We start from the raw sequence: 12,292 nt of genomic DNA on the forward strand, positions 1-12,292 counted from the left end.
TGCGGGGCCGGGAAACCGGCCCCGTTTCGTTGGCGAAATGCAAAATCGGGGTGTCGCTCACAGGCTCGGCCGGTACAATGGTCCACTTTACTTTTGCCGAGTGCGCCATGGCCCTGCATCCCTACGACCTGTTCGATGTCCGCTCACTGCTCACTGAAGAGGAGCGCGCCGTGCAGGACACGGTGGCCCGGTTCACCGACGAGCGCGTGCTGCCGATCATCGGCGACGCGTTCGACCAGGGGCGCTTTCCGAAAGAACTCGTTGGCGAGATCGCCGAACTCGGCCTGCTGGGTTCCTCGCTGCCGGAACAGTACGGCTGCGCCGGCCTCAATGCGGTCAGCTACGGCCTGATCTGCCAGGAGCTCGAGCGCGGCGACAGCGGCATCCGCAGCTTCGTCTCGGTGCAGAGCTCGCTGTGCATGTACCCGATCTACGCCTACGGCACCGAAGAGCAGCGCATGCGCTGGCTGCCGGACATGGCGGCGGGCAAGGTGATCGGCTGCTTCGGCCTGACCGAGCCGCACGGCGGCTCCGACCCCGCCAACATGAAGACTGTCGCCAAGCGTGACGGCGACGACTGGGTCATCAACGGCTCCAAGATGTGGATCACGAACGGCAACCTCGCTGACATCGCGATCGTCTGGGCGCAGACCGAGGACGGCATCCAGGGCTTCGTGATCGAGAAGGGAATGAAGGGCTTCGCGGCCCAGGAAATCAAGCACAAGATGAGCCTGCGCGCGTCGGTGACGTCGTCGCTGTTCTTCGACAACGTGCGCGTGCCGGAGGCGAACCGCCTGCCGAACGTCAAGGGTCTCAAGGGCCCACTCGGCTGCCTCACGCAGGCGCGTTACGGCATCACCTGGGGCCCGATCGGCGCGGCAATCGCTTGCCTCGACGAGGCGCTCAACTACACGAAGGAGCGCATGCTGTTCGGCCGCCCGGTCGCCGCGACGCAGAGCGCTCAGATCAAGATGGCCGAGATGGCACGCCGCATCACGATGGCGCAGTTGCTCGTCGTGCAGCTCGGTCGCCTCAAGGACGCCGGCAACATGCAGCCGACGCAGGTTTCGCTCGCGAAGTGGAACAACTGCCGCATGGCGATCGACATCGCGCGCGAGTGCCGCGACCTGCTCGGCGGCGCCGGCATCACGACCGAGCACTCGGCGATCCGCCACGCGCTGAACCTCGAGTCGGTCATCACGTACGAAGGCACGGAGACGGTGCACCAGCTCGTGGTCGGTCGAGAGCTGACCGGCATCAACGCGTTCTGATCGAAGCCGGCGTCGGATGCGACGCCGATTCCCGCGGCCGCCGTCCACTGGCGTGCGGCCGCCATCGAAACGGAGTTCGCCGTGCACACGACCGGCCCGCGGCTGGAAACCGAGCGCCTGATCCTGCGTCCGTGGCAGCGCGACGACTTCGAGCGCTACGCGCAGATGTTCGCGGCGCCCGAGACGCGTCACATCGGCGGGCCGCTGCTGCGTGCCGACGCATGGCGTCGCTTTCTGCAGATGCCGGGCGCGTGGGCGATCCAGGGCTTTGCGATGTTCGCGGTCGAGGAAAAGGCGAGCGGGCGCTTCATGGGCCAGGCCGGCCCGTGGCAGCCCGACGGTTGGCCGGGCACGGAAGTCGGTTACGCCCTGCACCCCGAGGCCTGGGGACGCGGGTATGCGACGGAAGCCTGCGCCGCCGCGATTGATTGGGCGTTCGACGCCCTCGGCTGGACCGAAGTCATCCACTCGATCGCGCCGGCCAACACGGCTTCGCAAAACGTGGCCAGACGCCTCGGAGCATGCAACCGCGGACCAGGCGTGTTTCCGCCGCCGCTCGATGCGCAGGTGATCGAGATCTGGGCTCAAACACGTGAGCAATGGCGCGAACGCCGGGACGCCGCCGCATGATCACGGTCCATGGCTTCTCGCCGTCGGGCAACTGCCACAAGGTGCGGCTGCTGCTCGAGCACCTCGGGCGCGAGTACCGCTGGGTCGAGACCGACAGCAGCCGCGGCGAGACGCGAACGCCTGCGTTCCTCGCGAAGAATCCGAACGGCAAAGTGCCGATGGTCGAACTCGAGGACGGCCGCGTGCTGGTCGAGTCGAACGCGATCCTGTGCTGGCTTGCGGACAGCACGCCCTTCCTGCCGGTGGACGCCTGGCAGCGCGCGCAGGCGCTTAGCTGGATGTTTTTCGAGCAGTACAGCCACGAGCCGTACGTTGCGGTGGCGCGCTTCATCTGCGGCTGGACGCCGCATGACTCGCCGCGCCGCACCGAACTGCCGCGCCTGCGCGAGCGTGCGCACGAGGCGCTTGCGGTGATGGAGCGGCATCTGTCGAGCCACGCGTGGTTCACCGGCGAGCACTACGGTGTCGCCGATATCGCGCTTTTCGCGTACACGCACGTAGCTGGGCACGGCGGCATCCCGCTCGATGGGTATCCCGCGATCCGTGACTGGGTCACACGTGTGCAGAGCGCGCCCGGCTTCGTCGCAATGCCAGCGCCCGATCCGGTAGCGCGGGCGCGCATCGACGCTTCGGTCTGACCGGCGACGGTGCACCGCGTTCCGAAACAACCTCATTCAACACGCGTCGCGGCGGTGACTCCGCTGCAGACGCCCAAGTGGAATCCAGTACTGACATGACCGTTTCGAATCCGATTCCCGCGCGCATGAAAGGCCTCAACCGGGCCGAGATCTGCGACGTCAACTTCAGCGAGTTCGTAAAAGCCTGGGACGGTCGAATCGATGCGAGGCCCGCGCCCGACGAGGCAATCCTCGACGGCAGTACGCTCGATGCGCGCGGCTTCCGCGAGCTGTTCGAGTCGCAGCTGATCAGCAGGCATCTCGACCTGATGGCACGCGTGTTGCGCGTACAGAACAAGGTCTTCTACACGATCGGCAGCTCGGGGCACGAGGGCAACGCGATGGTCGCGCGCCTGACGCGGCACACCGACCCGGCGTTTCTGCACTACCGCAGCGGCGGCTTCATGGCCGAACGCTTCCGCAAGCTGCCGGGCATGGATCCGATCATGGATTCGGCGCTGAGTTTTGCGGCCAGCAAGGACGACCCGGCCTCGGGCGGGCGGCACAAGGTCTGGGGCAGCAAGCCGTTGTGGGTGCTGCCGCAGACCTCGACGATCGCCTCGCACCTGCCGAAGGCGCTCGGCACGGCGATTGCGATCGAGGCTGGCCGCCGCATCGGCCACGCGTTGCCGATCCCTGAGGACAGCATCGCGATCTGCTCGTTCGGCGACGCGTCCGCAAACCACGCGACCGCCCAGACCGCGTTCAACGCTGCGGCGTGGACCGCGTACCAGAAGCTGCCGGCGCCTGTGCTGTTCGTCTGCGAAGACAACGGCATCGGCATTTCGGTCAAAACGCCGAGCGGCTGGATCGGCAACCGTTTCCGGCAGATGGATGGCCTCGATTACTTCTTCGCCGACGGGCTCGATCTCGCCAACGGCTATGCCGATGTGCAGCGCGCGGTCGAGCACTGCCGCCGCACGCGCAGGCCGACGTTCCTGCACCTGCGCACGACCCGGATCATGGGTCATGCAGGCACGGACTTCGAGATCGAATGGCGCTCGATCGAAGAGCTCGTCGCCGTCGAGGCCACCGACCCGCTGCTGCGTTCGGCCGCCATCGCGCTCGAATCGGGCCTGATGTCGAAGGACGAGGTCCTCTCGCTCTACGAAGAGACGCGGCGCAAGTGTTTTGCCGCGGCCGATGAGGCCGATCGCCGTCCGAAGCTCGACAGGCTTGACGACGTGATCGCGCCGCTCGCGCCGTATACGCCGGACAAGGTGGCCGCGGAGGCCGCGCGCAGCGACTACGGCGACCGACGCCTCGCCGTGTTTGGAAGCGAGGAGAAGCTGCCGGAAAACCAGCCGCCGCGTCACCTCGCGATCCAGATCAACAACGCGCTGCATGACCTGTTCGCGAAGTACCCCGAGACGCTGCTGTTCGGCGAAGACGTCGCGCAGAAGGGCGGCGTCTATACCGTGACGAAGGGCCTGCACAAGGCGTTCGGCCCGCGGCGCGTGTTCAACACGCTGCTCGACGAGACGATGATCCTGGGTATGGCGCAGGGCTTCGCGAACGTCGGCCTGCTGCCGGTGCCGGAGATCCAGTACCTCGCATACCTGCACAACGCGGCCGACCAGATCCGTGGCGAGGCGGCCAGCCTGCAGTTCTTCAGCAACGACCAGTACTGCAATCCGATGGTCGTGCGCATCGCGGGGCTTGGCTACCAGCGTGGCTTCGGCGGCCATTTCCACAACGACAACTCGATCACGGCGCTGCGCGACATCCCCGGCATCGTGGTCGGTTGCCCCTCGCGCGGCGACGACGCGGCAACGATGCTGCGGACGCTGATGGCGCTGGCCAAGGTCGACGGACGCGTGTGCGTCTTTCTCGAGCCGATCGCGCTCTACATGACCAAGGACCTCTTTGAGGCTGGCGACGGCGCCTGGCTCACGCCATATCCGCAACCGGGCGACGCGATGACGCTGGGCGAGGGCAGGGTCTACGGTGACGGCGACGACGTGGTCATCATCACCTACGGCAACGGTGTGCCGATGAGCCTGCGTGCTGCGCGTGCGATCGAAGCGCAGCACGGCTGGAAGGCGAAGGTCGTCGATCTGCGCTGGCTGGTCCCGCTGAACGACGCATACATCGTCGAGGAGGCCCGTGGGGCGAAGCGCGTGATCGTGGTCGACGAGGGTCGCCGCAGTGCCAGTGTGGGCGAGGGCGTGATCACCGCGCTGGTCGAAGGCGGGCTAGGCGACGTACCACTGCAGCGCGTGGTCGGAGTGGATACCTACACGCCGCTCGCGGGCGCCGCGTTCCTCGTCATCCCGGGCGAGGACGACATCGTGGCTGCCGCCGGGCGCCTCGCGGGCTGATCCACAATCAGGCGGCTGCGGCTGCGGCTGCGGCTGCGGCGTCGGCGTCGGCGTCGGCGTCGGGTCCGGTCCGTTCCAATCCGGTCGGGTCGGGTCGGTCGGGTCGGGTTGGGCTGGGTCGAGTTGGGTCGAGTTGGTGGCCGCGGTCCGCGAACATCGGTACTGCGACGGCTCTCGCTGCCGGGAGACCCGGCCGTCTTGCCGGTAGCGCCAGGTCGGCGGTGCAGCCGCTACCGGCGGTTCAGCGTTGCAGGCCGTCGAGCAGTGGCGCCTCGCGCACGTCGATGCCATCGACCTGCGCCGCGGGCTGCTGCCGGTCCAGCGGCACTACCGCCAGCGCGAGGCCGCGCGACGGCGTAGCAGCGCTGGCGACAACCGAGCCCAGCGCATCGGTGCCGTTGGTCACCTGCGCTCCGACGGGCAGTGCGGCGGCGGATTCCAGAAGCACCAAGCCCCGCTTCGCCTTACCAAGAAAATGCGTGCGCGCCACGATCTCCTGGCCGGGGTAGCAGCCCTTGCGCACGCTGAACGCGTCCAGGCGCTCGAGCGAAAGCTGTTGCGGGGTCCATTGCTCGGCCTGCGACGATGGCAGGCGGGGCAGGCCGTGCTCGAGATCTGCCGCAGCCCATGCGGCTTCCAATTCGGCGTCGACCGGGCCGTGGTCCGATTGACTGGATAGCCGCAGCGCGCGCGGCCGGCTCGGCGTCCCGGCGTCGAGCTCGACCGTGCCGCCATCCAGCACCGCCAGGGTCGCGCCGCTGGCCTGAACAGGCTTCGCGAAGGATGCGGTCGCCACGAGGCCGGGTCGCGGCCGGATTGCGACCTTCGACCGGAACACGAACCGTCGCAACGCGTCCGAAAGCGGCCCGATGTCGGCATCCGGCACGAGCATCCAGAGCGTGCCCGGCGCAATCCGGAGTAGCGCAAACAGCGCAATTACCCGGCCCTTCGGAGTCAGCCAGCCGTTCCACTGCCACCCGCCGGGCTCGAGCGCGGCGACGTCGTTCATGAATTGCGCCTGCGCGAACGCGGTGGCGTCGGCGCCGTCGAGCTCGATCACCCGGTGGCCCGAGAGTCGGAACGGTCGGTCGGGCAGATCCTGCGGGTTGTCATGCATGGGGTGCGGACTTAAGATTTAACGTTGTGATGATAGGCGAAACCCCCGAAGACGCAGCCGACCCCGACGACGCCGGCAAGCGCGTCCCGGAACCTCAGCCCGCGCCGGCGCAGGATGCACCTCCCAAGGAAATCGGCGGACGCGACGGCCCCGAGCCGACGCGCTATGGCGACTGGGAAAAGAACGGACGCTGCATCGACTTCTAGTCATCACCTGTATCTGCTCGACACGATCTGCTCGACACCGTTCCCTTCCGCCACGCGGCCCTGCCGCCCAGCCGAGACAGCCAACGCATGGCGAACCGTCCACGCCCCTTGTCGCCTCACCTGCAGGTCTACCGCTGGCAGGTCCAGATGGTCGTCTCGATCATCAATCGAGTGACCGGCTTCGTCATCGGCCTCGGCAGCCTGCTGATCGCCTACGGCCTGGTCGCGCTCGCATACGGGCCCGAGCGGTGGGATGACTTCATGTCGGTCGTCGGCTCGCCGGTCGGCTTCATCATCCTGTTCGGGTCGACCTGGGCGCTCGCGTTCCACCTGCTGGGCGGGCTGCGTCACCTCGCGCAGGACACCGGCTACGGCATGGAAAAGATTTCGATCATCCGCGGCAGCTGGGCCACGATCATCGGCAGCCTGCTGCTGACCGCGCTCGTGTGGATCGTCGCAATGCTTCAGGAAGGTGGCGCATGAGCCAGGACCCGAACGGCCAGGCCAGCCTGCGCCATCCGCTCAAGCAGGCGCGTGGCCTGGGCTCCGCGAAAGGCGGCACCGACCATTTCGTCATCCAGCGCATCACCTCGGTCGCGCTGGTCTTCCTGTCGATCTATTTCGTCGGCTTCGTGCTGTCGCTGGTCGGCGCGGAGTACGTCGAGATCCGCGCCGCGGTCGCAAACCCGTGGCACGCCACGCTGCTGGTCGCATTCGTGATCGCGACGTTCTGGCACACCAAGCTCGGCTTCCAGGTGATCATCGAAGATTACGTGCATACCGCGCTCGGGGGCTTCGCGCTACAGCTGCTCAACACCTTCGTCTGCGTACTCGCGGCCATCGCCAGCGTGCTCGCCATCATCCGCATCGCGCTGGGAGCCTGAACGCAATGCCCGCTGCCTACAAGATCCAGGAACACAAGTTCGACATGGTCGTCGTTGGCGCCGGTGGCGCCGGCCTGCGCGCCACGTTCGGGCTCGCGCAGAAGGGCCTGAAAACCGCCTGCATCACCAAGGTGTTCCCGACGCGTTCGCACACGGTCGCGGCGCAGGGCGGCATTTCCGCCGCGCTCGCGAACATGGGCGAAGACGACTGGCGCTACCACTTCTACGACACCGTCAAGGGCTCGGACTGGCTGGGTGACCAGGACGCGATCGAGTACATGTGCCGCGAGGCGATCCCGGCCATCATCGAGCTCGAGCACCAAGGCGTGCCGTTCTCGCGTACGCCGGAAGGGAAGATTTACCAGCGCCCGTTCGGTGGCATGACCACGCGCTACGGCGAAGGTCCGCCGGCGCAGCGTACCTGTGCCGCCGCCGACCGCACCGGCCACGCGATCCTGCACACGCTCTATCAGCAGTCGCTCGCGCACGACGCGCAGTTCTTCGTCGAATACTTTGCGCTCGACCTGATCATGGATGCCGACGGCGCCTGCCGCGGCGTGCTCGCGCTCGACATGTCGGAAGGCACGCTGCACCTGTTCCGCGGGCAGGGCACGGTGCTCGCGACCGGCGGATACGGCCGCGCGTATTTCTCGGCAACGTCCGCACACACCTCGACCGGTGACGGTGGCGGCATGGCGCTGCGTGCGGGTCTTGGCATGCAGGACATGGAGTTCGTCCAGTTCCATCCGACCGGCATCTACGGCGCCGGCTGCCTGATCACCGAGGGCGTGCGAGGCGAGGGCGGAATCCTGCGCAACGCCGACGGCGAGCGCTTCATGGAACGCTATGCGCCGAGCGTGAAGGATCTCGCGCCACGCGACATGGTCAGCCGCGCGATGACGCTGGAAGTTCGCGAAGGCCGCGGCGTGGGTCAGCACAAGGACCACATCCTGCTCGACCTCACGCACCTCGGCCCCGAGGTCATCCACGAGAAGCTGCCTGGCATTGCTGAATCCGCACGCATCTTCGCGAACGTCGACGTCGAAAAGCAGCCGATCCCGGTGATTCCGACCGTCCACTACAACATGGGCGGCATTCCGACGAATTTCCACGGTGAAGTCGTGCAGCTGCGCAATGGCGACCCGGACGCGGTCGTGCCGGGCCTGTACGCAATCGGCGAGGCCGCCTGCGTGTCGGTGCACGGCGCCAACCGGCTGGGCTCGAATTCGCTCCTCGACCTCGTCGTGTTCGGTCGCGCGGTCGCGAACCGCTGCGCCGAGACGATCAAGCCGGGCGCGAACCACGGCACGCTCGCATCCGACGCCTGCGACGCAGCGCTCGCGCGCCTGGACCGCCTGCGCAATGCGAACGGCGGCACGCCGACGTCGGTGATCCGCGACAAGATGCAGCGCACGATGCAGGCCGACGCCGCGGTCTTCCGCGACGGCGAGACGCTGTCGGACGGCGTTCGCAAGATGCGCGAGATCCGCGCATCGTTCGAGGACGTGCGGGTCGGCGACCGCTCGCTGATCTGGAACTCGGACCTGCTCGAGACCTACGAACTGGCGAACCTGCTCGACCAGGCGCTCGCGACGATCGTTTCGGCGGAGAACCGCACCGAGTCGCGCGGCGCGCATGCGCGTGAGGACTTCCCCGAGCGCGACGACGCGAACTGGCACAAGCACACGCTCTGCTGGGTCGACGAAACCGGCAACACGCACATCGATTACCGGCCGGTGCACATGTACACGCTGACCAACGACGTCGAAGTCGTCCCGCCGAAGAAGCGCGTTTACTGAGGGGCAGGGTTCCGGCGAGCGGCATGCGCGAAAATACCGGTCGCGCGCCCTTTCCGGTTCCCGGTCTCCACCTTCCTATCCGGATCTCAAGCCAATGGCCGAATTCACCCTTCCGAAGAACTCGAAGATCCTCAAGGGGCGGCATTGGCCCGCGGCCGGCGCAAAGCAGCCGCGCGTGTTCAAGGTCTACCGCTGGAACCCCGAGGACGGCATGAACCCGCGCGTAGACACCTTCGAGGTGGACACGGCGGCGTGCGGGCCGATGGTTCTCGACGCGCTGATCAAGATCAAGAACGAGATCGACCCGACGCTGACGTTCCGTCGCTCCTGCCGCGAGGGCATCTGTGGTTCGTGCGCGATGAACATCGACGGCACGAATACGCTGGCCTGCACGAAGGCCATCGACGACTGTGGGAAAGGCGAGGTGCCGATCTACCCGCTGCCGCACATGCCGGTAGTGAAGGACCTCGTCCCTGACCTGACGCACTTCTACGCGCAGTACGCGTCGATCAAGCCGTGGCTGCGTACGCAGAGCGCGACCCCGTCCGATCGCGAGCGCCTGCAGTCGCCGGAAGACCGCAAGAAGCTGGACGGCCTGTACGAGTGCATCCTCTGCGCATGCTGCTCGACCAGTTGCCCGAGCTACTGGTGGAACGGCAGCCGCTACCTCGGTCCCGCGATCCTGCTGCAGGCCTATCGCTGGATCGTCGACTCGCGCGATGAAGACACCGGCGCACGTCTCGACGACCTCGAGGACCCGTTCAAGCTCTACCGCTGCCACACGATCCTGAACTGCGCGCGCACCTGCCCGAAGGGGCTCAACCCGGCGCAGGCAATCGGTGAGATCAAGAAACTGATGATCGCGCGGCGCGCCTGATCGTCGTCGCCGGTGCGTGTCGGCCTTTCGGCCAGCGCACCGACGGCTTGCGTCCGCGCTGGGCTGCCTGGGAGGCGCCCGTTGATGCGCGGCTGCCGGGTTCATAATCGACTGGCCCGACCCGGGCGCATGTCACCAGGACGGCCATGAGCGATCTCAGCATCTTCCATCCGGCCATCGCGATGGCGGCCCTGACGTTCGCAGTGTCGATCCGGCTTCTGTTCAGCCGCGTCGGCACGATGCGCAGCGAGCGCATCCACCCGCAGTCTGTGGCGACATCGGCCGCGATGGCCGCGCGCATGAGCGACAGCCGTGCGGCCGACAATTTCCGCAATTTGTTCGAATTGCCGGTGCTGTTCTACATGGCGCTGGTTGTCGCGGCTGTATCCGGGCTGGTCACACCTGCCGTGCTGCTGCTGGCGTGGGCGTTTGTGGCGCTGCGCGTCGTGCACAGCGCGATCCACTGCACATACAACAAGGTCATGCATCGCTTCTACGCCTATATCGCCGGCTGGGCGGTGCTGGTTGCGCTGTGGGGCACCATCGCCATCGGGGTGCTCGCGCGGTGAGCCAAAGCGAGGAAATCGAGCTGCGCCGGCTCCGCTGGCGGTGCAGGCGCGGGATGCGCGAACTTGATCAGCTGATGGAACGCTACCTCGATCAAGCGTGGCGGGAGGCGACTGCGGACGAACGCGGCGTTTTCCTACGTTTGCTGGATTCCGAGGACGATAAGCTCTGGCGCTGGTTCCTGGGCTATGACGCGCCACCCGATGCCGAACTCGCACGCATGGTCGAACGGATCCGCACCCTGCCGCGTTGAGTTGCGCGGATCGCGCTGGCTGGCGGCTGCATGCGTGTTGCTGAGCGCGGCAGGGGCGCTATCCCTTCTGGCCAGTGCCGCGCCCTGGTGGATTGCAGCGCCCGGTGGCGTGCTGTCAGTCGGGTACGGCGCCATCCTCGGCTGGCGCGAACTTCACACCGCTCCGAGCGGTCTGATAGTCCTGAGCGATGGCGCGGCGAGCGTGGACGGTGCGACGGTCAGCGCGCTGCGCGTAGTCTGGCGCGGGCCGTTCGCGTTCCTGCGCTGGCAGGGGAGCGAAGGGCGCGTAAGCACCCGTGTCCTGCTGCCGGACCGGTTGCCGGCTCCGGCACGGCGCGGGTTGCGGCTGGCGTGTCCGGACAGCATCACTGCGCGCCGCCGCCCATCGATGGCACCATAGCCGACCCCTGAGGCGCCCGGATCGAATGTTTAAACCCCTACCTGTCGCGATAGGCCTGCGCTACCTGCGGGCGAAGCGACGCAATGGCTTCATCTCGTTCATCTCGCTCGCGTCGATGCTCGGCATCGCGCTTGGCGTCGCTGCGCTGATCACGACGCTGGCGGTCATGAGCGGTTTCCAGCGTGAAATCCGCGATCGCATGCTGCAGATGGTCGCGCACGCGACGGTGAGCGGCTACGGCGAGCCCATACATGACTGGCCGTCTGCCGTTTCGTTGGCAGCGGCGGATCCGCGCGTCGCGGGCGCGGCGCCGTATGTCGAAACCGAGACCCTGCTCTCGGCCTCGCGAAAGCAGCCCGCGATCGTACGGGGCGTGCTGCCAGGTGAGGAAGAAAAGGTGTCGGTGCTCGGCGAGAAAATGGTGCGCGGCGAGCTCGATTCGCTGCAGCCGGGCAGCTTCAACATCGTGCTCGGCAAGGAGCTGGCGCAGTGGATCGGCGCCGAGGTCGGCGACAACGTCGTGATGATGACGTCCGAGGCGCGCAGCACACCGATGGGCGCGCTGCCGCAACTCAAACGCTTCACGGTGAGCGGCATCTTCGAGGCGGGTTACAACGAGTTCGATCGCGGCATGGCGTTCGTCAACATGCGCGACCTGCAGCGGCTGCAGCGCATCGGTGATGGCGTTACCGGCGTGCGTCTGCGTCTGCACGACATGGATCAATCCTGGGACGTTGCGCAGGATCTTGCCGCCCGCATCGGTGGGCCGTACCGCGTCAGCGACTGGACGAGCGAGAACGCGAACATGTTCCGCGCGCTCAAGATGGAGAAGGCCATCATGGCGGTGCTGCTGTCGCTGATCATCGCGATGGGCGCATTCAACCTGGTGTCGTCCCAGGTGATGCTCGTCACGGACAAGCAGGCCGACATCGCGATCATGCGCACGCTCGGCCTGACGCCACGCGCGGTCATGCAGGTCTTCATGGTGCAGGGCACGTTGATTGGCGTCGTTGGCACGATTGCGGGCGTGATCGGCGGCATCGTGCTGACGCTGAATCTCGAAGTGATCCTGCTCGGCGTCGAGAAACTGTTCGGCGTCGTGCTGCTGCCGGAGGACGTCTACTACATCACCGGGTTGCCGACCGAGCTGCAGGCGACCGACGTGGTGACCATCGCGTTGGTCGCGCTGGCGATGGCGTTTCTTGCCACCCTGTACCCAGCCTGGCGCGCCGCGCGCACGCCGCCAGCCGAGGCGCTTCGCTATGAGTAACGGCCAGGATGGAAGGCATG

13 protein-coding genes are annotated in these 12,292 nt (G+C 66.9%); 12 read left to right on the forward strand and 1 reads right to left on the reverse strand.

Annotated features, from left to right (window positions below):
* Positions 1-107 precede the first annotated feature (107 nt).
* From ACFFGH_RS07560 to ACFFGH_RS07575, 4 genes are all read left to right on the forward strand, one after another.
* Positions 108-1,271, forward strand: coding sequence for an acyl-CoA dehydrogenase family protein (locus ACFFGH_RS07560; protein WP_386666563.1), 1,164 nt, complete (start codon positions 108-110; stop codon positions 1,269-1,271).
* A gap of 81 nt (positions 1,272-1,352) precedes the next feature.
* Positions 1,353-1,901, forward strand: a complete 549-nt coding sequence (locus ACFFGH_RS07565; protein WP_386666565.1) for a GNAT family N-acetyltransferase — start codon at positions 1,353-1,355, stop codon at positions 1,899-1,901.
* The gene (locus tag ACFFGH_RS07570; RefSeq protein ID WP_386666567.1) at positions 1,871-2,539 is read left to right on the forward strand and encodes a glutathione S-transferase family protein; all 669 of its coding nucleotides are present in this window, start codon (positions 1,871-1,873) and stop codon (positions 2,537-2,539) included. The genes ACFFGH_RS07565 and ACFFGH_RS07570 overlap by 31 nt, the downstream gene beginning before the upstream one ends.
* 95 nt (positions 2,540-2,634) lie before the next feature.
* Complete coding sequence (locus tag ACFFGH_RS07575) at positions 2,635-4,899, forward strand: thiamine pyrophosphate-dependent enzyme (RefSeq protein ID WP_386666570.1); 2,265 nt, start codon at positions 2,635-2,637, stop codon at positions 4,897-4,899.
* A 241-nt stretch (positions 4,900-5,140) separates the two neighbouring features.
* Here ACFFGH_RS07575 and ygfZ read toward each other — a convergent pair whose 3' ends face one another.
* Positions 5,141-5,959 (reverse strand): CAF17-like 4Fe-4S cluster assembly/insertion protein YgfZ, encoded by an 819-nt coding sequence (ygfZ, locus tag ACFFGH_RS07580; protein WP_386666573.1) that lies wholly within the window; start codon positions 5,957-5,959, stop codon positions 5,141-5,143.
* 86 nt (positions 5,960-6,045) lie between these two features.
* Here ygfZ and ACFFGH_RS07585 point away from each other — a divergent pair, with 86 nt between their 5' ends.
* The 8 genes from ACFFGH_RS07585 to ACFFGH_RS07620 all read left to right on the forward strand — a co-directional run bounded on the left by ACFFGH_RS07585 (position 6,046) and on the right by ACFFGH_RS07620 (position 12,272).
* Entirely contained in the window at positions 6,046-6,222 is a 177-nt protein-coding gene (locus tag ACFFGH_RS07585; RefSeq protein ID WP_386666575.1) for a DUF1674 domain-containing protein, read from the forward strand.
* A gap of 87 nt (positions 6,223-6,309) precedes the next feature.
* Positions 6,310-6,705: a succinate dehydrogenase, cytochrome b556 subunit gene (gene sdhC, locus ACFFGH_RS07590; protein WP_386666578.1), complete on the forward strand. Its 396-nt coding sequence runs from the start codon at positions 6,310-6,312 to the stop codon at positions 6,703-6,705.
* Entirely contained in the window at positions 6,702-7,106 is a 405-nt protein-coding gene (gene sdhD, locus ACFFGH_RS07595) for a succinate dehydrogenase, hydrophobic membrane anchor protein (protein ID WP_386666581.1), read from the forward strand. Before sdhC ends, sdhD begins: the two co-directional genes overlap by 4 nt.
* Before the next feature lie 5 nt (positions 7,107-7,111).
* Positions 7,112-8,905: a succinate dehydrogenase flavoprotein subunit gene (sdhA, locus tag ACFFGH_RS07600; protein ID WP_386666583.1), complete on the forward strand. Its 1,794-nt coding sequence runs from the start codon at positions 7,112-7,114 to the stop codon at positions 8,903-8,905.
* 94 nt (positions 8,906-8,999) lie between these two features.
* Positions 9,000-9,782, forward strand: a complete 783-nt coding sequence (locus ACFFGH_RS07605; protein ID WP_386666585.1) for a succinate dehydrogenase iron-sulfur subunit — start codon at positions 9,000-9,002, stop codon at positions 9,780-9,782.
* Positions 9,783-9,928: 146 nt separating this feature from the next.
* Positions 9,929-10,351 carry an MAPEG family protein gene (locus ACFFGH_RS07610; RefSeq protein WP_386666588.1) on the forward strand — a complete coding sequence of 141 codons (423 nt, stop codon included), beginning with the start codon at positions 9,929-9,931 and terminating at the stop codon, positions 10,349-10,351.
* Between the two features lie 53 nt (positions 10,352-10,404).
* The gene (locus tag ACFFGH_RS07615; RefSeq protein WP_386667429.1) at positions 10,405-10,602 is read left to right on the forward strand and encodes an FAD assembly factor SdhE; all 198 of its coding nucleotides are present in this window, start codon (positions 10,405-10,407) and stop codon (positions 10,600-10,602) included.
* Positions 10,603-11,027: 425 nt separating this feature from the next.
* The gene (locus ACFFGH_RS07620) at positions 11,028-12,272 is read left to right on the forward strand and encodes a lipoprotein-releasing ABC transporter permease subunit (protein WP_386666590.1); all 1,245 of its coding nucleotides are present in this window, start codon (positions 11,028-11,030) and stop codon (positions 12,270-12,272) included.
* The last annotated feature ends 20 nt before the right edge of the window (positions 12,273-12,292 follow it).

The sequence above is a fragment of the Lysobacter korlensis genome (genome assembly GCF_042434515.1).

Bases quoted from the DNA above. Each gene is read 5' to 3' on its own strand.
- ACFFGH_RS07560 (WP_386666563.1), top strand. From the start codon at position 108: ATGGCCCTGCATCCCTACGACCTGTTCGATGTCCGCTCACTGCTCACT.
- ACFFGH_RS07570 (WP_386666567.1), top strand. From the start codon at position 1,871: ATGGCGCGAACGCCGGGACGCCGCCGCATGATCACGGTCCATGGCTTC.
- ACFFGH_RS07575 (WP_386666570.1), top strand. From the start codon at position 2,635: ATGACCGTTTCGAATCCGATTCCCGCGCGCATGAAAGGCCTCAACCGG.
- ACFFGH_RS07585 (WP_386666575.1), top strand. From the start codon at position 6,046: ATGATAGGCGAAACCCCCGAAGACGCAGCCGACCCCGACGACGCCGGC.
- sdhC (WP_386666578.1), top strand. From the start codon at position 6,310: ATGGCGAACCGTCCACGCCCCTTGTCGCCTCACCTGCAGGTCTACCGC.
- sdhD (WP_386666581.1), top strand. From the start codon at position 6,702: ATGAGCCAGGACCCGAACGGCCAGGCCAGCCTGCGCCATCCGCTCAAG.
- sdhA (WP_386666583.1), top strand. From the start codon at position 7,112: ATGCCCGCTGCCTACAAGATCCAGGAACACAAGTTCGACATGGTCGTC.
- ACFFGH_RS07605 (WP_386666585.1), top strand. From the start codon at position 9,000: ATGGCCGAATTCACCCTTCCGAAGAACTCGAAGATCCTCAAGGGGCGG.
- ACFFGH_RS07610 (WP_386666588.1), top strand. From the start codon at position 9,929: ATGAGCGATCTCAGCATCTTCCATCCGGCCATCGCGATGGCGGCCCTG.
- ACFFGH_RS07615 (WP_386667429.1), top strand. From the start codon at position 10,405: ATGCGCGAACTTGATCAGCTGATGGAACGCTACCTCGATCAAGCGTGG.
- ACFFGH_RS07620 (WP_386666590.1), top strand. From the start codon at position 11,028: ATGTTTAAACCCCTACCTGTCGCGATAGGCCTGCGCTACCTGCGGGCG.